The organism is Segatella copri, assembly GCF_019249795.2.
GTDB lineage: Bacteria > Bacteroidota > Bacteroidia > Bacteroidales > Bacteroidaceae > Prevotella > Prevotella copri_B.
The window spans coordinates 70,466-95,731 of record NZ_CP156891.1 but is presented as its reverse complement, the minus strand read 5'-3'; the positions used below and the strand labels follow the sequence as shown (position 1 = coordinate 95,731).

The following is a 25,266-nucleotide window of genomic DNA, read 5'->3' as shown; positions in this document are numbered from 1 at the left end:
ACGAGAAATGAATATTATTCATATAATAAACGCTCTTGAAATAGGAGGAGCGGAGAGACTATTAGTAGAAACTTTGCCGGAAATCAAACAAATGAGACATGACGTAAAAGTTATCCTACTATATTCGTCAAACAGCTATTTTGAAAAGCAGCTGAAGCAAAGTGGGATTGAAGTGATTGCCCTCAACCATAAACATGAAGCGTATAATATTTGCCTCATAGCCAAACTCCACCAACTAATAAAAGATGCAGATGTTGTACACTCCCATTTGTTTCCATCACAATACTGGGCTGCACTAGCTCATTGTGGCATCAAAAAAGGAATACTAGTAACTACAGAGCACAATACATCAAATACACGTGCAAAGTATTGGCTCACTACACAAATTGACAAATGTATATATGGCTTGTATGATGGCATTATCTGTATTTCGGAAGCAACAGCCGATTTTATGCGCAAACGTACACCCCATAAAGTCACTATCAAGGTCATTGAAAATGGCGTTCGATTACCATCTATAAGCAGTCAAAAAAACTTGAATATTCAGCGCAAAGACATTGTTAGCGGATTGTCAGATACCAACTTCGTATTATTACAAGTTGCACGTTTCTCTACGCAAAAGAATCAAGACTGCTTAATTCGCGCCCTGAAATTGCTACCAGACAACATTCATGTACTATTTGCCGGATATGGGAAACGTGAAGAAGTCTGTCGCCAATTAGCTGAGAAAGAAGGTGTATCTGAACGAACTCATTTTTTAGGTATGCGAGAAGATATTGCACAACTATGGAGTATAGCTGACTTAGGCGTAATGTCATCACACTGGGAAGGTTTTGGCTTGGCTGCAGTGGAAGGTATGGCATACGCCAAACCAGTCATTGCATCAAATGTTCCTGGACTTGCCGAAGTTGTTGGTAACCAACAACTTTTATTTTCTCCAAACGACGAGCATGAGCTTGCAGTAAAAATATTGCAGTTTTATAACGATAAGAAAATGCTCAAAGACATTGGAATAAGATGCCAAAAACAGGCTAGTAAATTTGACATCAAGAACATGGCAGCTCAATATGTAAATTTCTACAATCAGTTGCTAAAACAAAAGAAAGATAAATAACAAATCTATTTTAAAGAAGATTAAATTATGAAAATTATATTTTGCGATAATACCTTATGGGGATTGGTAAATTTTCGAGGCGAAGTTATAAAATATCTCAAAAACAAAGGACATGAAGTTGTACTTGTCGCTCCAGAAAAAGAAGACAAACAAATGAGAACTACCATTCCCGATGGTGTGCATTACATTCCAATCAAAATGGAGCGCACATCTCTGAACCCAATAAAGGACATGAAATATTTTCGTACGATGCTTCATATTTTCCGCAAAGAACAACCAGATTACATTTTTACATATACCATCAAGCCAAACATATATGGATCAATTGCCGCAAGACTAGCAGGATGCCGCTCTACTGCTATGATGGCTGGGTTAGGATATATTTTCATAAATGACAGTATCATACTGCGTGCAGCAAGAGCATTCTATCAATTTGGACTTTCATTTGCAGAACATATAATAGTGCTTAATGACTATAATCGCCGGCTAATTGAACAAAAGCATTTATGTGCCCCTAAAAAAATAGTTTTTTTAGAAGGCGGTGAAGGCATCAACATAGACAACTATAAGAAATATAACAATACCTCAGTTCGGGATAACGAGCTCTATCTAAAGGCTTTATAATGTTTTTATATAAGGGACACAGAGGCTTGGCAACCATCTATATATCTTGGATGGTTGCTGAGACAAAATCCTCATGTAAAATATGCAATGTTAGAAAAGACTAAGCTGTTTCGTATCTTCGATAACGTATCCAGTAAGTGCCTTGGGCTTGTTGTCAAAGAAACAGTATGCCCCTAATGCAGAAATAATATTTATGATGAAATTCGCAACAGACCTGTGACGTGAATGTACTATCTGAGCCGTATTTTTCAACAGGTCATTAATCGTTTCAATGATGTATCTTTTGCGTAGCATCATCTTGTCATAGAACGGCATTAGTTTGTTCTTCATGTTCACTCTCAGTCCTGTTACCAACTGGATGCCTTCCTCAAAAAGCGAATCGAAGAGTTTTTGCGAGATATATCCTTTATCTGCAAACAGCTTACCATACAGACGTTTAGCCAACACATCGAATACCGTTGGATCTTTGTCGCTAACGTTTGCACCAGTGAGAACAAAAGCAATTATCTCACCTCTATCATTACAAGCCAGATGTAGCTTGAACCCATGACACCATCCCATTGTTCCCTTTCCGTTTGTGGCAATGCCTTTGAACACTTTGTTGGCATAACGCCTGAGATTGTGGCATATTGGTATCATGGTTGAATCAACAAAGGTTATACCTGTACATCTGCCAAAAGCACGGAGATTCAGGAAGAACATGAGAGGGAAGAATACGCGACTTTCAAGTTCTACAAAACGGTTATAAGACACCGCATTTGGAAAATATGACTTCAAAGTTCCTCTAATAAAGAATAGGTAATAATGCTTGAAGTTTCGGAACGAGCCGAAATGGAAATACAGCAAAATCGTCATGATTTCACTATCAGATAAAGAGGCTTTACGTCGTCTGCGCTTTACTCCATCTTCACCCAAAAGCAATTTTCCTGCATTTTCAGCATCAAAAACTTTGTAAAATTCATCAATAATACAAAATAATTCTGTAACTTTGTCCTTGGTAATCTCCATAATGATATCTTTTTATGTTTGTAACTAATTGGATTTCAACTACAAAGATACAAAAAATATCGGAGATTACCAACTTTTTTAGGCACTATTTCTTATCCCGAACTGAGGTAACAATGCCTCTAATGATACAACATTTTTGTTTATCGGCAGAATTTTGTGGGATAAGGGTTATGATGAGTTTACGAAAGCAGCCCGCAAGGTAAAAGTTTTATATCCTAATGTGAACTTTGAGTTATTAGGCTCTCTTGACCCCAAATATCCGAAAAGCGTACCTGAAGAGCGCCTTCGTAAAGACGAAGAAGATGGAATAGTAAAATATATCGGTTTCACACACGATATGGACAAGGTGTTTCAACGAAAAGGCATTGTTATTACTGTGCCGTCATATAGCGAAGGTATGAATCGTGCCCTAATGGAAGCGTGCGCATCAGGCAAGCCTATTATTACATCTGATATACCAGGCTGTCGTGAAGCTGTGGTTGAAGGCAAAAATGGCTTTCTTGTACCTGCCCGCAATGCTGACGCATTAGCGGAAGCTATGTTAAGATACCTACACCTCTCTCCACAAGAGAAACAGGACTTTTCGGATGAGAGCCGTAAAAAAGCCGAAAACCTATTTGATGTCCAAAGAGTAATAGCTAAATATACAAAGATTATTCATCAGAATGAAACCCTCATGACAAATAATTAATCGCCAATGTAAATGATAATTGATAATATTAGCTTACCTTTGCAGTTGTAAGTGTGGCCTGAGACAGAATGAAGTCTGATAAATCTATCAAATATAGCCAATATCTGACTTCAATCTGTCTCAGGATACACATTCTTACCAGAAGATTAGCTCAAAAATAATTCATTATTTCTACCTATAAGAATTTTACTTCACTATACTCCTTTAAAGCATCTTCCAATCCATCAGCCCTCTACTTTGCCTGTCAAACTCGAGGGCTAAAGAGATAACGGGTTTAGAAGATGCAGCATAGGCATCAGCATAATGACGAGAAGAGATTTGATGTGAGGCAGAAACTACACCACCATTATCAGACATCTTAAGCTCTAAAATGTAGATATTTTCTGAAGTTTCAACCACCAAATCTATTCTACCTGCAGACATCTGCTGTTCCTCTGAGACCTTAAAGCCACAGAGATAGAAAATATTTTTCAGAATAAAACGGAAATGCTCCTCAAAAACAAAGTTTTCCTTCTTTTGGGTACTATAAGGAGTGCCAGCAACCAACTGCTTAAGACAAAGCATACTCCTATCGATATTAGCAGCTAGCATCGATATCTTTAATTCTTGAATAGCATTGCTTACTTGCGAAGACTCCTTATGCAACATTATCGGAAGAATCATACCAAACATCGCATTTCGTACTTCTCGGTTAGGATAACCTAACATATAACTGCTACCTACTACCTTTTTGATTGTAAGATAACCGGACTGATAAAGGAAGAGTTTTGAATCATTCATATTGACATCACTCATTTCCAAATAGTCAGAATCAATCAAACAATTGTCCAGCTCAGGAATCTCGTTGATGAATTTACGCAAGACCTTGAGCAACATTTCGTTGGAACCAGAAGCTATCCAATAAGAATTTAGACGCAGATTAGCCAAGGCATTACAGACACTAAAAGGATTGTAAACACCGACGAGACTACGAGAGAAATGATAGCCATCATAGATAGAACTCATTGTATCCATAAGGGCACTCTTCGTGATAGCATAGTTATCTGCCAATTCAGATAGCTGTTCTGAAAAATAGAACTGAATTTCATCTTTAGTCAAACCACATATTGTTGCATACTCATTTCTAAAACTGACATTAGTTAATGTATTAAGCATACTAAACAAACTTATCTGAGTAAACTTAGTAATGCCAGTAATAAAGACGCACTTGATGCAGTAACCATAGTCTTTTAACCCTGTAAAGAAGTTACGGTATATCTCACGACATGCATCATGATGATTGGTTTCATAGGTATGCTGCAAAGGAACATCATACTCATCTACTATAATGGCTATCTGTACTCCCGCCTGTTCGTATGCTCTTTGGATAATACCATTTAAACGATTACCTAAAGACTGCTCATCCGGATTTCTGCCATATATTTTCTCGTATGAAGACAATACATTGTTCAAATATTCTGTAAGCGTCTGTGCAGAAGAACCGCCCAAACTCATACTGAAATAGATTACAGGACGTTTTACCCACTCCGACTCAAGTTCCATAATTTTGAGACCTTCAAAGAGTTCCTTTCTACCCTCAAAATAACACTTAAGGGTAGAGCACAAAAGAGACTTACCGAAACGGCGTGGACGGCTCAGGTAATTGTATTTAGTACCATTAGCCAGTTTCCAAACCATATCAGTCTTATCAGCATAGATATAATGATCTCTACGCATCTCTTCAAAATCCTGTATGCCTAAAGGCAATTTTCTATTCAGTTGCATCATATTGTCTCATTTTTCTGCAAATATACTCCTTTTATATGAAACAACCAAACAATTTTTATGTTTTATACAATATTCACGTACCTTTTCAGTTTATATAATAAAATGAAGATATAAATATGTTAACTGAAATATTACCAATCATAGGAGCATTCATACTGAGCATGACATGTGGTGCATTTTTCATTCCATCAGTGCTGAAAATCTGCAAGAAAAAAAAGTTGTATGATATTCCAACCCTAAGAAAAGTGCATAGCGCACCTATACCACGATTGGGTGGCATTGCATTCATACCAAGCATGATGATTTCAGCTGTGGCAGTATTGCTTATCATAGCTACAAATAATATTCAAGACAAAATCTCTCTCAGTATGTGGAGCGTAGGTTTTATCTTGAGTCTGTCGATTATCTACTCTGTAGGAATCATAGACGATTTAATCGGTCTTAATGCTAAAGTGAAATTTGTCGCTCAAATTCTCGCTGCCAGCATCATGCCTATATGTGGACTCCAGATTAATGACCTTTACGGACTGTTTGGAATTTACGAAATACCTTCGGTTGTTGGTATTCCTCTAACCATCCTTGTATTTGTGTTCATTGACAATGCACTCAATCTGATAGACGGCATTGATGGTTTGGCAACAAGTCTCTCCATCATTGCTCTGCTTGGTTTCTTCTATTGTTTCATACCATACAACCTGATTGCTTATGAAGTGATGATTGCAGGTTTGGTTGGCGTACTGACAGTATACCTATATTATAATATGTGGGGGAAAGTAGAAAAAGGAACCAAGATATTCATGGGTGATTCGGGCAGCTTAACGTTGGGATTCTTCTTGGCATTCCTATTTGTCAAAGCAATTGCCGTAAATCCCAATATTATGCCAATGTCTCCCAAACGCGTACTGATAGCATACAGTCTGCTCATCATACCTACTTTTGATGTCGTACGAGTAGTTTTACATCGCATCAGAAACAGAAAACCAATCTTTGATGCAGACAAAAGCCACATACATCACAAGATATTGGCTATGGGATATAACCAACACTATACGTTATTCTTTATCATCCTATTAACCCTAACTTTCGTTGGCACCAACGTAATACTTGGCTATATGAATGTAGGATTAACAGGTATCTTACTTATCGATATAGCCCTCTATACAATGCTACACATCGGTATCAATCAAAAAATCAAACTAAAGAAAAAAGTAGAGAAATGATCATACAAAACAAAACAGAAACCAAGAATAGAAACAACAGAATGGAGCGTTTTGTAAAACGTTCCACAGATATTCTTGTTTCTGTACCTTGTCTCGTTCTATCTTCTCCCCTATTTGTCATTATCTCCTTAGCTATCAAATGGGAAGATGGATTACCTATCATCTACAAGCAAGAACGTATAGGTTTGCACGGGAAACCTTTCAACATCTATAAGTTCAGATCTATGAAGGCTGATGCAGAAAAAGATGGTCCAAATCTACTGGAGATTGAGGGCGACACGCGACTCACACGTGTGGGAAAATTCATTAGGGCCCACCATTTTGACGAACTTCCACAATTGTGGAACATCGTAAAAGGCGATATGTCATTAGTCGGTCCCCGCCCAGAACGAAAATACTATATAGACCAGATTATGGAACATGACCCTCGATATACTTATCTGTATCAGATTCGTCCGGGTGCTACTTCTTATGCTACCCTATATAACGGATATACGGATACGATGCCAAAGATGTTGAGAAGATTGAGTCTTGACCTCTACTACCTGGAACACAGATCCTGGTGGTTTGATGCTAAGATTCTGTTCAAAACTATGACGAATATCATGTTTGGCAAAATATTTTAATGAGTAGCTACTTATACATCGTAAGCTACTGACTTTTGCATCATAAGTCCCTGACTTTCATATCGTAAGTAACTGATTTTTGCATCGTAAGTCTTTGATTTCCGTCTCGGAAACAACCGACTTCTGGGTGACAGGGTGACAGAGGTGACAGGGAACACAGAGCTGAGAATGCGCTGTATAGCTCTCTTGCTATGGGCATAAACTCTCCTGTCTCCGCCTCCGTTGGCTTTCGGAAGTAGAGATCCGTACATTACTGTTTTTGTCGCGACGCCTCCAAAGTAGGTAATAAGGTTCTAATCTGTGTCACACGGTGCAAAGATACAAAAAATAAAATAAATGAGAGTTCCCACTAGTGGGAACTCGTAAACGATAATTACCGTTTTTTAAAATCTTTTAAACGATAAAGGCTAAAAAATATATCCGATAATAGCAAGTTGCAGAAGAATTTGGAGTTGGAAGACACCTTATCTAACTGTTGGGAAGAATCATACCCAACATAGCATATTGACTATATATTGATGGTAACCATTTTTATAGAGCGCATATCGAATCAAAACAATGATGAACATCCTGTTTGGCGAAAGATTTTAGACATCGAACGCTGTGAAAGGGAAAAAGACGGTTTTGTAACATTTTTTTATTTCACAGCTTTTTATTTGGCATTATTTATATAAAAATCTGTTTCCTTGTACAAATAGAAAAGACTCCGCAAAGGGTTTTAAAACTTTTTTTTAAGTTGATGGTAAATTTGTTGCCATTTTATTTTTTTGTTTCAATTTTTTTTAGTACCTTTGCAAACGTTATCCTGAATACAATCTTTTTACCTTAAAGAAAACTAATACCTATTGAATGTAGAGCAGTTGTCTGAGAAGATAGCTGCTCTTGTCTTTTTTATAGCTCCCCATACAATAAATACCGCAAAACATCCGTTTTTTATTTATAGAAACAAGTCTTATCACTTGTATAAATCATCACAGAAGAAACAATGGAAACAGAAGTAAAGAAGATTCCTTATCTCGACCTGAAGGCTATCAATGAGCCATACGAGAAGGAGATAAAGGATGCTATCAACAAGGTGGTCAACAGCGGATGGTATCTGCAAGGTGAAGCCGTAAAGAAGTTTGAGAAATCGTATGCACAGTTTATCGGTACTGAATACTGCATCAGCTGCGCTAACGGGACGGATGCGCTCAAACTGATACTGATGGGGGAACTGGCTATCGGAAAGTTGCAGAAAGGTGATGAGGTAATCGTGCCTGCCAACACTTATTTCGCTACCGTACTTGCCATCAGCAGCGTAGGACTGACACCTGTATTGGTGGATGCCAATATCGATACATTACAGATAGATGACCAACTGATAGAAGCCCGAATTACACCGAAGACCAAAGCCATCATGATTGTTCATCTCTATGGCAAACTGGCATGGACTCCAAAGATTGCTGAAATCTGCAAGAAGCATCATCTCTTGCTTTTCGAAGACAATGCGCAGGGATTCGGATGCTCCACTACTCTATCTGATTCTTCTGAAAAACCATCAAAAAGAAGATATACCGGAAATCTTTCGGATGCTGCTGCCCACAGTTTTTATCCTAGCAAGAATCTGGGAGCATTGGGAGATGCGGGAGCTGTAACTACCAATAACAGGGAATTGGCGGAAGCCATCATGTCACTACACGAATATGGAAAGATAGAAGACGGCATCTTCAGATACCAGGGCGTCAACTCGCGCATGGATGAGATTCAGGCTGCGGTACTGAATGTGAAACTGCAATATCCTGAGAACGAACAGAAAGCGAGACACAGACAGATACAGCTATACCTGGAACATCTGGATGACGATATCAAGGACAGATGCATCGCTGCGAAACTCATCTCTCCTGCTCATGAAAATGTTTTCCACGTTTTCCCTTTCCTTACCCCGAAGCGAGACCAACTGAAAGCATTTCTGGCAGAGAATGGGGTGGGTACAAAGATTCATTACTTCTGCCCACCCTATCTGCAGCCATGCTATCCGGAAATGAATCATCTGGAATTTCCGGTAGCTAAGAGAATAGCTGACGAAGAACTGAGTCTGCCTTGCAACTCATCGCTCAACGATGAAGATATCATCAGAGTAAGCAAACTCATCAACCTGTTCTTGATTTAAAGGTACTGCACTTTGGCACCGATAGAGAGGCCGAAGACATCCCAGAAACCGGCATTGCCGTTACGGTAGAAACGCATAAAGTAGATATCCGTTGTACCCAACTCATAGAAGAACGTAATACTCTTGATACGCTTACGTTTATTGTGCGGAATATCATACTTAAAACGTTCACCCAAGGCGATATTAGGACGGACTCTGGTAGAGAACGGATAGTAGCCGCTTTCATACTTGGTAGGCTGCTTAGTCCAGAAATCATGTCCGAACACCGTATTGAAATACAGGCTGCACTCCAGCGGTTCAAACCACCAGCCCTTACCGATATTGCAACGCCAAGGAATGAAATTCTCCTTGAGCGTCATGGTTAACTTCTCATCGTCAGAACTGAACTTCGGGATGTAGCCAAACAAGAGCTGCGTTTCCCACTGGCGGCGCTTACCATATTCCCATCCGATACCCAGCGAAATGATACCCATATTGCCACAGGTCTGAATGATGCCACTAGTAGGTATCAGCAAATCCCAGTGCTTGCGGTAGCGCATGACGCGGCGGTCATATCGGGTCAGTTTGCCATCCGCCAACACCAGAGTATCATGAACAATACTATCCGTCAGTTCCAACTCCTCACTTTTCCCGGTAACCTCATCGGCAGCATGAACCTGTACAGAACCTGCAGCAAGCAAAGCTCCCCAAATGAATATATGCTTAAAACTCAATAATTTCATAACGATAATCTTTTGGAGTAATGGTGAATATATAGTACTGATGCTTAGCGGCATTGGCCACCTGATAATAGATGATGCCATCGCCATAAATATCTTCTTGCTTGGTATGATGACCATGACCGTAAAGACAGCACATCAAACCTGGGAATTGATGCGTATAAAAATTGAAGACCTTAGCTACATTATTATTAAACTGCTCTGAATAAGGGGCAGCATGCATACAGACAATGGTACGCGAAAAGTCATCTGCATCTGCCTTAACCTGCTCTTCCATGAAATCGAAATTAGGTACAGGGCGAGAATAGTCAAACTCTATGGCATTGGTATTGAGGCAGACAAACTTTACCTTACCGGCGATGAAACTGAAATCCGGATTACCAAAGATTTTCTGATAAGACTGGTTACCTGTTCCCAAACAGTCATGATTACCCAGCAGAGCCACGAAAGGTATCTTCAACTTCTGAAGATGGTCACGGGTCAACTGAAACTCACGGGTAGCACCAAAGTCGGTAAGGTCTCCACAATGAATCACGAAATCGAGGGAATCACTGCGGCGATTGATATCATTAACCTCACTCTTCAAATCATCCAACCACTGGTGTGAATCGCTGATCATAGCAAAACGGATTGTATCTTTCGACTTTACTGCAGCCTCAATCTTCTGAATATTGGTAACATTCAGATTTCTATCGCCGTCGATTTGCACATCATACGGATGAACATCGAAGACGGTATCGCAGGATGCCACCATACAGAGACAACAGGCAACCAGGATATAGGGAATAATTTTATGCATTCTTGTCTTATTATCTTTAAAAACTCTTTTTTATAACTCTCAAATACTACTTTTTCTTCTTTTTCAACCTTGCATAGAAACCTTGCAACCTGCCAGGCTGACAACCGGCATCGAGCAGTTTCTTCAAATCACGATAGGCTTCGTCTTTTCTTCCAAGCAGAATCAGAATGTCTACATGATTGAAAGCAAAATCCTCATTACCGGCATCCAACTCCATCGCCTTGGCGTAATCAAACTCTGCCAGCTCAAGCATACCCCTCTCCTTCTCCATGCCACCTCTTGCAGCATAAGCCATCGCACTGTCAGGGTACTGCTCTATCAGACTGTTAATACCATCGTAAGCCTCGGTATAATGCTTATCTTTTTCATTGAGCAAAGCCAGACCGAGTTGCGCCTGGAAGTTGCCAGGAACAAGTACCAGAAGATTCTGATAATCTAGACGCGCAAAGTTATAACGGAGCAACTTCTCATTGACAAAGGCACGATAGAACAAACCGGCGATATTGGTATTGTTCAGAAAGAGTACCTTATCAAGATCATCCTTGGCATATTGCCACTGCTCCAGCTGGATATTCCAAGCAGCCTTTTTCAGTCGCAGATTGATACTGTCGGGATGATATGCAAGCACTTCTGTAGCCTTGGAGAGTGAATCGCGCAAGGTTTTATTCTGAGCAGCACGTGCCTTGTCGGCATCTACGTTCTGCGCAGATACAGACAAAGAAACCATTGATGCCAATAATAATGTATAAAAACTTTTCATGGTGCAAAGTTAAGAAGACTTTTGCAAACTGCCAAATAAAAAACTATAAAACTTATTTGAGTTTACAAAAAGAACTAAATTTCAGAAAGACAGGACAATCAACAAGAAAAGCCTTAAGAGAAAGAAACATTCCTCTTAAGGCTTTTATCAAGAAAGCATCTGGATAGAAAATTCACCCAGCGCCGAAAAATCCATTCACAGATTAAGCATTTTTAATCCAGTTAACGATCCATGCGCCAACCTCAGTTGTGCCATACTGAGCACCACCCTCAACCTGAATTTCAGGTGTGCGGACATTGGCATCGAGAGAAGCATCTACAGCCTTGCGGATCAAGGCGCCCTCCTCGTTCAAGCCGAAGTGCTCCAACAACATAGCTGCAGAAAGAATCTGAGCTACTGGGTTAGCCAGGTTCTTGCCCGCTGCCTGTGGCCATGAACCATGAACAGGCTCGAACAATGGTGTGTGCTCACCGAGAGAGCTAGATGGCTGCAAGCCCATAGAACCGGTGATGCAAGAGGTCTCATCGGTCAGGATATCACCGAAGGTATTCTCTGTAACGATGACATCGAAGAATGTAGGCTCAGTCAATACGCGCATAGAAGCGTTGTCGATGAACATATAATCGGTGTTTACCTCAGGATACCGTGGCTCCATCTCCTTGGCAATCTGACGCCAGAGACGAGAAGATGCCAATACGTTTGCCTTATCTACTACTGTTAGGTGCTTGTTGCGCTTCATGGCAAACTCGAAAGCTACCTTCAGGATGCGCTCAATCTCAGGACGGGTATAGATATCTGTATCGTATGCCTTATCGTTATCCTGATACTTCTCACCGAAGTACATACCGCCAGTCAACTCGCGGATAACTACGAAGTCAGCACCCTTCAGGAGTTCATCCTTCAATGGTGACTTGTGGAGCAGGCAATCGAATGTGGCTACTGGGCGAACATTGGCGAAGAGGCCCAACTTCTTACGCATAGCAAGCAAGCCCTGCTCAGGACGAACCTTGGCTGTAGGGTTGTTGTCGAAACGTGGGTCACCAACGGCTGCGAAGAGTACAGCATCAGCATCCATACAAGTTTTGAAGGTCTCCTCTGGGAATGGATCACCTACCTCGTCGATAGCGTGAGCGCCGCAGATAGCCTCGTTGTAAGTAAACTCGTGGTTGAACTTCTCTGCAATGGCCTGCATAACTGCTACGCCCTGCTTCATAATCTCTGGTCCGATACCATCACCGGCGAGAACTGCAATGTTTAATTTCATCTTATCTGATTTTTTAATTGTTTTATTGTTTATAACCTTCGGAGATATTTTCATAATCTTCGGAGATAATTTCGTAATCTTCGGAGATATTATTCCATATCCAGATTTCGAGGCGATACAGCCTGTTCGTCGCTCTTATCTGCCTCATACATATTAATCATCTTCAGCGTTGCCTTGATAGCTGCTTCTGTCTGGTCAGCATCCAAGCCTCGGGTGCGCCAGATACGGTCACCTTCACGCCAGGTAATGACGGTCTGAACGAGGGCATCGGTACGGCCACCAGGTGGGATGGTTACCTGATAGTTGTCGAGCTTAGGGAAGGTCTTGCCGAGCTTCACCTTGTAGATATTGCGGAGGGCTTTCACGAAGGCATCATACTGACCATCACCAGAGCTACGGTCTTCATACTCCTTACCCTCTATTTCTACCTTCACGCTGGCGATAGGCTTCAAACCGTATGAGGTTGATACCATGTAACTTACCAGTTTCACCTTATCCTCTGGAGCTCCATGCTTCAAAACATCACTCACGATGTATGGCAGGTCGTCCTGGGTTACCAGTTCCTTGCGGTCACCGAGTTCTGTGATTCGCTTGGTCACCGCCTTGGTCTGCTCAGGCGTCAGTTCCAATCCCAGTTCATTGAGGTTCTGCACGATATTCGCCTTACCAGAGTTCTTACCCAACGCATACTCACGATGTCTGCCGAAACGCTCAGGTACTAGGTCGTTGCAATAAAGCTTGTCCTTGTTGTCACCATCGGCATGCACACCAGCTACCTGGGTAAAGACGTTGTCTCCTACTACCGGAGTATTCGGAGCCACGGCAATGCCACTATATCCTTCAACCAATCGGGAAATATCGTTCAGACGGTCTTCCTTAATATTGGTCTTTGCCTCGAACATGTCTTTCAGAATCACCTGAACACTTGCCAATGGTGCATTGCCACAACGCTCACCCAGACCATTCACGGTAACGTGAAGACCCTTGGCGCCGCTCAATACGGCAGCCAGCGAGTTGCTCACAGCCAGATCGTAGTCGTTATGGGCATGGAAGTCGAAGTGAGAATTCGGATAACGGCGCACCATCTGGCGCATATACTCCACACACTGCAATGGGTTCAGAATACCCAACGTATCAGGAAGAAGGAAGCGCTTGATAGGCAGTTTTACCAACTCATCCATCATCATGAAGAGATAGTCACGACTGTCACGCATACCGCTCGACCAGTCCTCCAAATAGAGATTCACGGTGAATCCCTTGCTCAAAGCATAGTCGATGGTCTGCTTAATATGAGCGAGATGCTCCTCAGGCGACATCTTGAGTTGCTGGGTGCAGTGCTTGTAGCTACCCTTAGCCAAGAGGTTGATGACATGACCGCCGCATTCAGCAATCCAATCCACACTCTTGTTGTTATCCACGAATCCCAATACCTCAACGGAATCCAGTTTACCTATAGTCTTAGCATAACGGCAAATTCGAGCGACAGCATCCTTTTCACCTTCTGACACACGCGCTGAAGCCACCTCAATACGATCTACATTGATGTCGTGCAACAGCATTCTTGCTATCATCAACTTCTCGTGAGGAAGAAAACTGACACCATTGGTCTGCTCGCCGTCGCGCAGCGTGCAGTCCATGATCTCAATCTCCTTGATGCGGGAATTATCTCTCTTTGCGTTAACGTTCATAATTACTTGTTTTTAGCTTCCCAAGCCTCAACCTTGTCGCGGTTCTGAACGAGGAAGTCTACATCGTCCAAACCATTCTCCAAACAGTGTTTCTTGTAGCCGTTGATTTCGAAGTGCTCGCTCTTGCCGGTAGCAAGATTGGTCACGGTCTGGTTAGGAAGATCTACCTTCACCTCTGTCTTGTGATCCTTGTCGATGCTCTCGAAGAGTTCCTTCAGGAATTCCTCGCTTACTACTACTGGCAATACGAGGTTGTTCAACTCGTTGTTCTTGTGGATATCAGCAAAGAAAGAACTGATGACTACACGGAAGCCTGCACCTGCGATAGCCCAGGCAGCATGCTCACGGGAAGAACCGGAACCGAAGTTCTTGCCAGCTACGAGGATGACACCACTGTAAGATGGGTCGTTCATCACGAAGTCTGGCTTTGGAGTTCCGTCGGCATTGTAGCGCCAGTCGCGGAAGAGGTTGTCGCCCATGCCCTCTTTATCGATGGCCTTGAGGAAACGGGCTGGGATGATCTGGTCTGTATCTACATTCTCCAAAGGAAGAGGAATGCAGCTTGATGTAATTACATTGAATTTCTGTTTCATTTCAATTTAACATTTAACATTGAACACTTAACATTACATAAACTCTCTTGGGTCGGTAATCTTACCAGTGATAGCGGCAGCAGCTGCTACGTATGGACTGGCAAGAATGGTGCGGGAACCTGGTCCCTGACGACCCTCGAAGTTACGGTTGGATGTACTTACAGAGTACTTGCCTGCAGGAATCTTATCATCGTTCATTGCCAGGCAGGCAGAGCATCCAGGCTGACGGATTTCGAAGCCGGCAGCCTCAACAATCTTATCAATTCCCTCTTCACGTATTTGTTTATCAACCAACCATGAACCTGGTACAAGCCAAGCAGTTACACCATCTGCCTTCTTCTTTCCTTTAACAAGAGAAGCGAAAGCACGGAAGTCTTCAATACGACCATTGGTACATGCGCCCAAGAATACATAATCGATAGGATGACCCTCGAGTTTCTCGCCTGGCTGGAAGCCCATGTAGTTGAGGCTCTTCTTGAAACCAGCCTGCTCTTCCTCAGGAATCTCATCGAGAGTTGGGATATTCCCGGTAATGCCGATACCCATACCTGGGTTGGTACCATAGGTGATACGTGGTTCGATATCCTTTGCCTCGAAAGTCAACTCCTTGTCGAAGACTGCATCATCGCCACTCTTCAAGGTCTTCCAGTAAGCCACAGCCTTGTCCCACTCTTCACCCTTAGGTGCATATTCACGACCCTTGATGTACTCGAATGTTGTCTCATCAGGAGCTACGAAACCACCACGGGCACCCATCTCGATAGAGAGGTTACAGAGGGTAAGACGGCCTTCCATAGACATATCCTTCACTACATCGCCACTGTACTCAACGAAGTAACCGGTAGCACCTGAAGTAGTGAGCTGGCTCATCAGATAGAGAGCAACGTCCTTGGCAGTAACGCCCTTGCTGAGCTTACCGTTGATGCTGATACGCATAGACTTTGGCTTGCTCTGGAGAATACATTGTGAAGCCATCACCATCTCGACCTCAGAAGTACCGATACCGAAAGCTACAGCACCCATGGCACCATGGGTAGAAGTATGAGAGTCACCGCAGACGATGGTCATACCTGGAAGAGAAAGACCCTTCTCAGGACCTACTACGTGGATGATACCATTATCCTTTGTGTTCATGGCAAAGTGAGTAACACCGAAATCAGCGGTATTCGTTGCCAAGGTATCTACCTGCTTCTTTGAGATAGGATCCTCGATTGGTTTATCCTGATCGTGAGTAGGAGTATTGTGGTCAGGCATACAGAAAATCTGGTCTGGACGGAACATCTTGAGTCCGCGTGCTCGCATACCAGCGAATGCCTGAGGTGATGTTACTTCGTGACAGTAGAGACGGTCGATGTAAAGCTGTGTAGGGCCGTCTTCTACAATCTGGACAACGTGCTTGTCCCAAATCTTGTCGAATAATGTATTCATAATATCTTGTTTGTTATATATTTATCTGAATTAATTTTATCTTACCTTGAACTTGTTGATACAATCGATGTAAGCCTCAACAGAAGCCGTAACGATGTCGGTATCTGCACCGAAGCCATAATATACATGACCATCGTATTCTACCTGCATGTGAACCTTGCCCACATCATCAGAGCCCTTGTCGATAGCCTGGATGGTGAACTCCTTGAGGTTCATCTCCTTGGTGATGACCTTCTTGAGAGCATTGATAGCAGCATCTACCGGACCATTACCAGATGATGCAGCCTCAAACTTCTGACCTGCAATATCAAGACCGATACTTGCCACGCTCTTCACGCCCTTACCTGTAGTAACCTGCAACCAGTCGAGCTGAACACCATGCTTATCAGCAGAATCAGCACCGGCAAGCATCAAAACATCCTCATCGGTAACTTCCTTCTTCTTATCAGCCAGTTGGAGGAACTTCTTGTAAATCTTGTCGAGCTTCTCCTCATCATTAATCTCTACGCCATTGACATGGAGACGGTACTTCAATGCAGCACGACCAGAACGGGCTGTCAATACGATAGCATTGTCATCCAATCCCACATCCTTAGGATCAATGATTTCGTAAGTCTGAACATTCTTCAAGACACCATCCTGATGGATACCGGAAGAATGAGCAAATGCATTACGACCCACGATAGCCTTGTTTGGCTGGACAGGCATATTCATCAGGCTGCTCACCATGCGTGAGGTAGGAATAATTTTAGTGGTATTGATGTTGGTATCAATATTGATATGCTTGTGACACTTCAGAATCATGGCAATCTCTTCGAGCGAAGTATTACCTGCACGCTCACCGATACCATTGATGGTAACCTCAACCTGGCGTGCACCATTCAAAACACCCTGCAGGGTATTGGCAGTAGCCATACCGAGGTCGTTATGACAGTGGGTAGAAAGGCGTGCCTTGTCAATGCCATCAACATGCTCCATGAGATACTTGATTTTGTCACCATATTCATCAGGCAGACAATAACCTGTAGTATCAGGAATGTTCACTACAGTAGCACCCGCCTTGACAACAGCCTCTACGACACGAGCCAGATACTCATTATCGGTACGGCCTGCATCCTCAGCATAAAACTCTACGTCCTCAACATACTTTTTAGCATACTTGACAGCAGCTACAGCACGTTCGATGATTTCCTCGCGGGTAGAATTGAACTTATACTTGATATGACTGTCGCTGGTACCGATACCGGTATGGATTCTCTTATGCTTGGCATACTGCAAAGCCTCAGCAGCACAATCAATATCTTTTTCTACGGCACGGGTAAGTGCACAAATAGTAGGCCAGGTTACAGCCTTAGAGATTTCTACCACTGAATTGAAGTCGCCCGGACTTGATATAGGAAATCCAGCCTCAATTACATCCACGCCCAACTGCTCCAGTTGCTTTGCCACCTGAATCTTCTCAACTGTGTTCAACTGACATCCCGGAACCTGTTCGCCATCGCGGAGGGTCGTGTCGAAAATGTATAATCTGTCACTCATATCATTAAAATTTTAAATTTACACCTTATTATATATATAAGAGCTACACATTCAGAACGCACTACGTTTATATAGCAATCCGTGCAGAAGCATCAGATAAAGTAAAAAGCCTTCCCCCACTCCATAGACGGAAGTGTAGAAAGGCTTTTAATATCTTAAGCGATGAACTATACGCACACCTTATCACTTCCGCCCACAAACTGCAGTCGAAGTCGAATAATAATGCCTGTAATGTTCAACAATGTTGTTCTCATATCTATCATATTATGTTATATTCTTAAATTCGCATGCAAAGATAACACTTTTATTTGATACTAGCAAACAATTTATAACTTTTTTAATAGAAATGATAACAAATTCCTACAATCTTATTGTTTTTTTACCCAAAAACGTTAATCCTGTGCAAGAATTTGGCGAAAAAGCCAGTTTTTGAGTGAAAAAAATGACAAACTCTAACCTTAGAAAGGCAGATTCTCTGCAGGCGGCGGTGGTAGCGGACTACCATCCTGCCCTCCGCCATTCATCCTTGAGCCTACAATCTCACCACCTTCCTCAACAGGTGCTGCTGCAGCATCCTGCGGATCCTGGAATCGGGTAAATTCTCCACGGAAGTTCAGGAGAACATCTCCAACAGAGCCCTTACGGTGCTTGGCAATGATAATCTGTGCCATACCATGAAGGTCATTACCCTTTTCATCCTGATAGATATGATAATATTCCGGGCGGTGAACGAAAAGCACCATATCGGCATCCTGCTCGATTGCACCGGATTCACGGAGGTCACTCAACTGAGGTCGCTTTCCTTCCAAACCCTCACGGTTCTCTACATTACGGGAGAGCTGCGAAAGAGCAAGCACAGGAATATTCAGCTCTTTGGCAATACCTTTGAGCGAACGGGAGATGGTAGATACCTCCTCCTGACGGCTACCAAACTTCATACCATTGGCATTCATCAGCTGGAGATAGTCGATCATCAACAGTTTAACACCCTTTTCCCTTACCAGTCGGCGCGCCTTGGTACGGAGTTCGAAAACAGAAAGACCAGGCGTATCATCAATATAAATAGGTGCACCTGTCAGTTTTCTCAGTTTTTTATCCAACCGCTCCCATTCTGGCTGTTCCAATTGTCCATTCAGTATTTTTTTACCCGAAATCTCGCAAACATTCGAGATGAGTCGGTTCACCAACTGAACGTTATTCATTTCCAGAGAGAAGAATCCGATAGGCACATCATAATCTACCGCCACATTCTTGGCAATACTCAATGCAAAGGAAGTCTTACCCATGGCAGGACGACCGGCGATAATCACAAGGTCGGACGGTTGCCAACCTGATGTCATATCATCCAACCCACGATAACCCGTAGGAATACCGGTAAGACCACCCGAGTTCTGAGCAGCACGCTGCAAGATGGCAACGGCCTCCTTTACAACCGGATCAATCTGTGTATAATCCTGCTTCATATTGTTCTGCGAAAGCTGGAAGAGTTCACCTTCAGCTTTCTGCATCAGTTCATCCACATCCACACCTTCTTCATACGCCATCGTCTCGATGTCGCCGGCATAATGAATCAGCTGGCGCTGCATATATTTCTGCGCCAGGATACGGGCATGCGACTCTACATGGGCAGCCGAAGCCATGCCTGCAGAAATATCCATGAGATATTGTGCTCCTCCCACCTTATCCAGTTCGCCAGTCTTGGCTAACTGATCGGCAAGAGTCATGATATCCACAGGCCGTTCCTCCATGTTCATCACCTGGATAGCCTGATATATTCTCTTATGACGCGGGTCATAAAAAGTATCCGGCTTGAGCAACTCCGACACCACCGAAAAGGCATCAGAATCTATCATCAAGGCACCGAGTACCGCCTGCTCCACATTCACAGCCTGCGGCTGCAAATGGGCGTAGGTTGGATCTATCTGTACCTTATTCTTATTTTTATTATTCTCCGCCATCGTTATTGTTTTTTCCTTTCCTCGAAAACTTTTTTTGTTATAAATTCCAATTCTATAGGCGCAATACCACGATTATCGAGCCAATCTCCCATCTCGAGCAGGCCGAATGCATCTATATCTTCCTTAGGGGAAAAAGCTGCATGACCAGATGCTTCATTCAAAAATCTGATAGCTGCAGTTCCTCCCTTTTTCACGAGAACGCAGAGTCCATAATAGAAAAATTTCATAGACTCCCATCTGTGGTCTTGTGGCTTGGAAACTTTGCTCACCATCGCAGATAACATTTTCATGAACATGCGTTCCTTATCAGCCTTATCCATATCTGTCATGTCAGAATTCAATATTTCCCTGATTTCATTATCATCACTATTTTGCAGATAAGGTTCTATTAAAGCCATTGCATGGTCAATGTTTTTATCGCCTTCCGATTCTGAAAAGAGCAAAGAGAAAGCCAGTCTGCATTCAACCTGTTCTTCCTTAGGATACTGTTCATCCATCTGGAAAGCCCATTCCAAAGCCTCTTTATAATGATGGAGTTTCAATAAGAGATCGGTCTTTTTCAGCTTGAGCTTAAACTGCTTACTCTCATCTGATTCTTCTTTAATCAAGCAATTCAATGTTATTAAAGCCGCCGGGTCTTTTATTTCTTCTTCTATTTCTAATTTCAACTCCGTGGCAGCCTTATAAGTTGGGCTTGTTTTCTTAATCACATAGAGATGTTCAAGCGCTTCATCATATTTTTCCTCCGATTTGTATGCCAATGCAAGCATCATATGCTCTTCGTCGGTATATTTTTCCAGATTACGCAAAATCTTGCTAACAAAGGCATAGTCACCTCTTTTAGCAGAGAAACGGGCCAGCGACAGGCGATACTTGTCATATTCCGGTTTGGCAAACAGTCCCGTAGTAAAGAAAGGAATTTCCTTCTGCACTTCGAAAGGATTATCAAATGCCTTCCTCATTGGAGAGAGAGTATAGAAACGGTAGAGGTCCTGCACATAGCGATGACGAACCCTGATTGCACGTTTCTTCTTTTCCTCTTCAGAGAGATTCTCTTCATGTTCCATTACCGAATCAAGCAGTGTGACATTTTCAGAATCCTTTGCTTCTGTAGAATCAGTCTCATCCTCTACTGGCTCTTCGGTATTCTGCTCTTTTTCCACCTCATCTTCTTCGTCATAAAAAACAGGACCAGACACCATATTTTCCGGAGCAACATCCAATGATTCAATAAATTCCTTAGATGCATTATTCAATGAAAGAATGATGCTATACAGATCGGTATCACACATAGAGGCACCTCTCAAGAGATTGTTGATGAAATTGCGATGCTGTTTCATCGTAGCCCGAACATTCTTGAGCGTAGAATTACGGACATAGAAAGGAACAAACCAATTATAGAGTGAATGGAAATGACCGAAGCTCTTCTGGTTGGCAAACTGATGATAATAGACATCAACTCCTATATCTTCTGAATTCAACATATAGTCGAAGGCTCCCTTAAGGGCATCATCAGGATTCTCCCCATCTGCAGAGAAGCAATTAAGTCCCAATTCACCCGTTTGGTCTATCTTTTCGGCCAAATCCTGAGTAAAAGAAGTGAGCATGGTCTTCACCACGGAATGCATCATCTCCTTGCTATCCTTTTTACTTGTAAGACATAGACGCATCTGGCGTTGGAGATCAACACAGGCTGCCAAAAATTCATCATTCATGATCAAACCAGCAGCAGAATCCCAATATTTCTGTTTTTCACCCGAATTGGTTATTGCAGAGAAAACAAAACCCACCAAAGCTCGCTGGCGAACACTGCAAGTACTGTCGTCAGACTTGATTAAGCGCATCAAGACTGCAAGTCTAGGGGCATCCATGAATACAGAGCATGACAATGAAACAGCCGAAACTATCATATTGATGGTGTATGGATCTACCAAATCGGAAGCGATGATATCAAGAATATCCTTGACAAAATCATCATTCCATTCATCAGTTGCCAAAATATAAGAAAACACCATATTGCGATAGGCATTAAGCTGCTCTTGTATCTTTTGTCTTTCCTCGTCTATCTGTTCTTCAGACAAGTCTACCCTCAAATTTAGCATAGCTTCATCTGTAGCAAATTTCTCAAAGGTTTCCTGTACCTCATCAAAACTTGTCAGATTCTGAGCTCTTTTGCGAAGTGCAACAAATGTAGACTCATTAGCCAAAATCCATTCGTGGCGCATTTTACTATAGAGCTTGTCTATATCCATATCCAAATCTGAAGCAAGATCATAAAGTTCCCGATGTTTGAGTTTGCCATCTATATAATCATGATATAAAGCATCATATCTTTGTTCAATTTCCGCTATTCCAGGCAGACATGGCTCCAAACCCACTTCCTGGTCAATTATCGTGCGAATAGCCTCTATTCTGGATATCATAGTGACATTTTCATGCGAAAACTTTGTCCAGCTAAAATCTTCTCTTTTCATAAGCCGCTTATTTTTGTGCTACAGCCAGGTCACGACGTCTTGGTTCCATAGCGTGTTCATATTTAAGTTTTGGAAGATTACTGATGGTTTTAGCATCGGCACCCGTATATTTTGTGATGATTCTTGCATAATGCTGTACCCCACGACTGTTTATGCTATCAACAGCAATATTATACGCCTTGATAAACTTAGCAACTTGGTCTTTACGGCGCGGCTCTGAAAGTATTTTCTTGCGGAAAGCCACAACACCCAACTGCAAGTTCTTATCTCTGCTATCAAAGAGTTTTACATGCTGTTCAAGTCGGGCTTTGGTAGCTTGAGGTTCTGGCAGCAACATGGCATCCATCTCGTTGTTAAGCAACATACGCAGACGGATGTTCAAATCGTTGATTTGAACCTTATAAGCATCATATTTAGGCTTACCGCTATCGATTGCTAAAGTAGCCAGATAATCAGTTGCAGAGTAGCGGGTCATTGCCACCATCTTATCTGACAGTTGTTTCAGTTCTGATATACGCGAACGCTTATTGGTGATAAACTGCCAATAAAGATTGGTAGAAATAGGGTACGTCAAAGCAGTACCCCGTTTCTCTATATGATGAGCACGAATCAGATCGGTCACGGCTCCCTCTACGCGCTTGCGCTCGATAGCAGTATCACAATCCATTTGTGCAGTATATCTACGCAAATGTACGTCTACACCTTGCTGCTGGAAGATACTATCATCACATGCCAGAAAGATTGGCAGGCAGTCCATTGTTGGCATCACCGCTATCTTCAGCGCAGCACGGTCTAGGCTATCCAATCTAGCCTTTTCCTTCTTGCTCAAGCGATGACGTTCTGCTTCCGACTTGCCACATCCTGCAAATCCTATAGCCAGCAAGAGCATCAAGGCTGTAAACGTTTTGAACTTATTCATTATCTATCCTTTAATCATTTGTTATTCTACATAGAGAACCAATCCCTTCAAATATTCACCTTCCGGATGATAAATATTGATAGGATGGTCGGCAGGCTGGTGCAACTGGTGCAAGATGCGAACCTTTCTTCCAGCCTGCGCTGCAGCAGTAAACACAGCATTGCGGAACTGATCCTTCGTAACCACCTGAGAGCAACTGAAGGTAAAAAGGATGCCGCCCTTCTTAATACGCTGCAAGCCCTTTACGTTCAGGCGGGTATAGCCCTTCAACGCATTGCGTAAAGCCGCACGGTGCTTGGCAAAAGCAGGAGGATCAAGAACTATCAGATCATACTGCTGGTCATGTTCATCAAGATACTTGAAGGCATCTTCGCAGATAGCCTCATGGCGTGCATCTTCAGGGAAATTGAGCGCAATATTCTCATTGGTCAATTCTATCGCCTTGGCACTGCTGTCTACGGAGTGAACAGCCTTAGCCTCGCCTCTCATCGCATAAACAGAAAAACCGCCGGTATAGCAGAACATGTTGAGCACGCTCTTACCCTTGGCATAATGCTCGAGCAGCGAACGGTTCTCACGCTGATCTACGAAGAAACCCGTTTTCTGACCACGCAACCAGTCGATATGGAATTTCAGTCCATTCTCTACAGCAACATCGTCAGCATCACCTCCCAGTATAAAGCCATTTTCCTGTCTGAGGTCAGCCTTATATGGTAAGGTTGTCTCACTCTTATAGTAGATATTCTCCAGTGCTTCGCCCATCACCTTCTTCAAGGCTTTGGCTATCTCCATGCGGCAAACATGCATACCCACACTGTGAGCCTGCATGACAGCAGTAGGACCATAGCAGTCGATAACAAGTCCCGGCAAGTTATCACCCTCACCATGAACCAAGCGATAAGTAGTATTGGATGAATTACCGGCAATACCCAAAGCGAGTCTCATTTTATATGCCGAATCCAATCTGGCACACCAGTACTCCTCATCAATCTCAATATCTCTAAAAGAAAGAACACGTACAGCGATAGAACCGATCTGATAATGACCTATAGCAATGAATTCACCACTACGGGTAAACACTCTCACAATGTCGCCCTCCTCTATGCCCTCATCCATTGCCTGGATAGCACCCGAGAAGATCCATGGATGAAAACGCTTGAGCGATTCTTCCTTACCTTTCTTTAAATATACGCTTTTATACATATTTATATATGAAGTTTCTTACGATTATCAATTTCTATTCCTTACCACCTTATATCATACCCTGAGTTCATCGAGCTCGTAATCGCCTGTAGCAGACAAACGCTTAAATTCCTCATACAGATTAATGCAGCACCAGGCATCTGTAGCTGCATAGAGAGCCTGCGATTCCTTCAAATCGCTAGCCTCCCAATTGCTCAACCGTTGCGCCTTGCTGATTTTCTGGTGAAACAGGTTAGCATATAGTTTCTGCAGACTCATGTCTGCGATACCAAAGTTCTTAGCAACATCCTGCAACTCGATAAAGTAACCAGCCTTAAAAGCAGCTCGCTTATGGAGCTGCAGCAAGTCATCGTGCCAGGAAAGTCCTACTTTTGGCACGGTGGTATCTTCGAGCAAGCGAATGATGGCAGGAGTCATGCCCGTATGATGCAGGCGGAAGAGATAACATGTATCATGTGTACTCACCTGCAACAACGAAACATGGTAAGCCTGACCACGCTTGAATGATGGGCGCGTTTCAGTATCCACGCCCAGTATATAATGGCTAAGTAGGTCATTAACAGCCGCTTCTGTATCTTCAGGCTTGTCAACGACTACGATTTTGCCAGGAAACAAAGCTCTTGGCAAATTCGTGATTGCCGCCTTGTCGAAACTAGTGAAAATAATCTTCATTATGCTTTTTATTCTTTACAAGTTGCAAAATTAGAAAAAAAAGATGAGAAA

Annotated in this window: 20 protein-coding genes and 1 pseudogene; 6 read left to right on the top strand and 15 right to left on the bottom strand. The window is 42.6% G+C overall.

The window, feature by feature from the left end; genetic code table 11:
- Positions 1 to 7 precede the first annotated feature (7 nt).
- Positions 8 to 1,114 carry a glycosyltransferase gene (locus KUA48_RS00440; RefSeq protein ID WP_218433103.1) on the top strand — a complete coding sequence of 369 codons (1,107 nt, stop codon included), beginning with the start codon at positions 8 to 10 and terminating at the stop codon, positions 1,112 to 1,114.
- Positions 1,115 to 1,141: 27 nt separating this feature from the next.
- Positions 1,142 to 1,738 carry a glycosyltransferase gene (locus KUA48_RS00435; protein WP_218433105.1) on the top strand — a complete coding sequence of 199 codons (597 nt, stop codon included), beginning with the start codon at positions 1,142 to 1,144 and terminating at the stop codon, positions 1,736 to 1,738.
- 90 nt (positions 1,739 to 1,828) lie between these two features.
- Here KUA48_RS00435 and KUA48_RS00430 read toward each other — a convergent pair whose 3' ends face one another.
- Complete coding sequence (locus KUA48_RS00430) at positions 1,829 to 2,746, bottom strand: IS982 family transposase (RefSeq protein WP_118142112.1); 918 nt, start codon at positions 2,744 to 2,746, stop codon at positions 1,829 to 1,831.
- A 127-nt stretch (positions 2,747 to 2,873) separates the two neighbouring features.
- Here KUA48_RS00430 and KUA48_RS00425 point away from each other — a divergent pair.
- Positions 2,874 to 3,437 (top strand): annotated as a pseudogene (locus tag KUA48_RS00425) (glycosyltransferase); the annotation flags it as partial.
- A gap of 204 nt (positions 3,438 to 3,641) precedes the next feature.
- On the opposite strand, the gene KUA48_RS00420 reads toward KUA48_RS00425, so the two are convergent.
- A complete protein-coding gene (locus tag KUA48_RS00420; protein ID WP_218433201.1) occupies positions 3,642 to 5,204 on the bottom strand; it encodes an ATP-binding protein in 1,563 nt (520 codons plus the stop codon).
- Positions 5,205 to 5,320: 116 nt separating this feature from the next.
- Here KUA48_RS00420 and KUA48_RS00415 point away from each other — a divergent pair, with 116 nt between their 5' ends.
- The 3 genes from KUA48_RS00415 to KUA48_RS00405 all read left to right on the top strand — a co-directional run bounded on the left by KUA48_RS00415 (position 5,321) and on the right by KUA48_RS00405 (position 9,199).
- A complete protein-coding gene (locus KUA48_RS00415) occupies positions 5,321 to 6,424 on the top strand; it encodes an MraY family glycosyltransferase (RefSeq protein ID WP_218433202.1) in 1,104 nt (367 codons plus the stop codon).
- Positions 6,421 to 7,050: a sugar transferase gene (locus tag KUA48_RS00410; RefSeq protein ID WP_194252699.1), complete on the top strand. Its 630-nt coding sequence runs from the start codon at positions 6,421 to 6,423 to the stop codon at positions 7,048 to 7,050. Before KUA48_RS00415 ends, KUA48_RS00410 begins: the two co-directional genes overlap by 4 nt.
- A gap of 985 nt (positions 7,051 to 8,035) precedes the next feature.
- Positions 8,036 to 9,199 carry a DegT/DnrJ/EryC1/StrS aminotransferase family protein gene (locus KUA48_RS00405; RefSeq protein WP_218433203.1) on the top strand — a complete coding sequence of 388 codons (1,164 nt, stop codon included), beginning with the start codon at positions 8,036 to 8,038 and terminating at the stop codon, positions 9,197 to 9,199.
- Here the strand turns inward: KUA48_RS00405 and KUA48_RS00400 are convergent.
- The 13 genes from KUA48_RS00400 to KUA48_RS00340 form a co-directional block, all read right to left on the bottom strand.
- Positions 9,196 to 9,921, bottom strand: coding sequence for a hypothetical protein (locus KUA48_RS00400; RefSeq protein ID WP_153080904.1), 726 nt, complete (start codon positions 9,919 to 9,921; stop codon positions 9,196 to 9,198). The genes KUA48_RS00405 and KUA48_RS00400 overlap by 4 nt on opposite strands.
- Entirely contained in the window at positions 9,902 to 10,717 is an 816-nt protein-coding gene (locus KUA48_RS00395) for a metallophosphoesterase (RefSeq protein ID WP_228113182.1), read from the bottom strand. Before KUA48_RS00395 ends, KUA48_RS00400 begins: the two co-directional genes overlap by 20 nt.
- 46 nt (positions 10,718 to 10,763) lie before the next feature.
- Positions 10,764 to 11,477, bottom strand: a complete 714-nt coding sequence (locus KUA48_RS00390; RefSeq protein WP_228112249.1) for a tetratricopeptide repeat protein — start codon at positions 11,475 to 11,477, stop codon at positions 10,764 to 10,766.
- A gap of 202 nt (positions 11,478 to 11,679) precedes the next feature.
- Positions 11,680 to 12,741, bottom strand: coding sequence for a 3-isopropylmalate dehydrogenase (gene leuB / locus KUA48_RS00385; protein WP_153080901.1), 1,062 nt, complete (start codon positions 12,739 to 12,741; stop codon positions 11,680 to 11,682).
- An 89-nt stretch (positions 12,742 to 12,830) separates the two neighbouring features.
- Positions 12,831 to 14,429 carry an alpha-isopropylmalate synthase regulatory domain-containing protein gene (locus KUA48_RS00380; RefSeq protein WP_118080508.1) on the bottom strand — a complete coding sequence of 533 codons (1,599 nt, stop codon included), beginning with the start codon at positions 14,427 to 14,429 and terminating at the stop codon, positions 12,831 to 12,833.
- Between the two features lie 2 nt (positions 14,430 to 14,431).
- Positions 14,432 to 15,022: a 3-isopropylmalate dehydratase small subunit gene (leuD, locus tag KUA48_RS00375; RefSeq protein WP_006846819.1), complete on the bottom strand. Its 591-nt coding sequence runs from the start codon at positions 15,020 to 15,022 to the stop codon at positions 14,432 to 14,434.
- A 33-nt stretch (positions 15,023 to 15,055) separates the two neighbouring features.
- Positions 15,056 to 16,450 (bottom strand): 3-isopropylmalate dehydratase large subunit, encoded by a 1,395-nt coding sequence (gene leuC, locus KUA48_RS00370; RefSeq protein ID WP_218433204.1) that lies wholly within the window; start codon positions 16,448 to 16,450, stop codon positions 15,056 to 15,058.
- A gap of 36 nt (positions 16,451 to 16,486) precedes the next feature.
- Complete coding sequence (locus KUA48_RS00365) at positions 16,487 to 17,989, bottom strand: 2-isopropylmalate synthase (RefSeq protein WP_153080895.1); 1,503 nt, start codon at positions 17,987 to 17,989, stop codon at positions 16,487 to 16,489.
- Between the two features lie 458 nt (positions 17,990 to 18,447).
- Complete coding sequence (gene dnaB / locus KUA48_RS00360) at positions 18,448 to 19,947, bottom strand: replicative DNA helicase (protein ID WP_022120959.1); 1,500 nt, start codon at positions 19,945 to 19,947, stop codon at positions 18,448 to 18,450.
- Between the two features lie 2 nt (positions 19,948 to 19,949).
- Positions 19,950 to 22,370 carry a hypothetical protein gene (locus KUA48_RS00355; protein ID WP_218433205.1) on the bottom strand — a complete coding sequence of 807 codons (2,421 nt, stop codon included), beginning with the start codon at positions 22,368 to 22,370 and terminating at the stop codon, positions 19,950 to 19,952.
- Positions 22,371 to 22,428: 58 nt separating this feature from the next.
- Positions 22,429 to 23,340, bottom strand: coding sequence for an ABC transporter substrate-binding protein (locus KUA48_RS00350; RefSeq protein ID WP_022120961.1), 912 nt, complete (start codon positions 23,338 to 23,340; stop codon positions 22,429 to 22,431).
- Positions 23,341 to 23,361: 21 nt separating this feature from the next.
- Positions 23,362 to 24,543, bottom strand: a complete 1,182-nt coding sequence (locus KUA48_RS00345; protein WP_153080888.1) for a class I SAM-dependent rRNA methyltransferase — start codon at positions 24,541 to 24,543, stop codon at positions 23,362 to 23,364.
- A 54-nt stretch (positions 24,544 to 24,597) separates the two neighbouring features.
- Entirely contained in the window at positions 24,598 to 25,218 is a 621-nt protein-coding gene (locus KUA48_RS00340; protein ID WP_117586623.1) for a 3'-5' exonuclease, read from the bottom strand.
- Between the last annotated feature and the right edge of the window lie 48 nt (positions 25,219 to 25,266).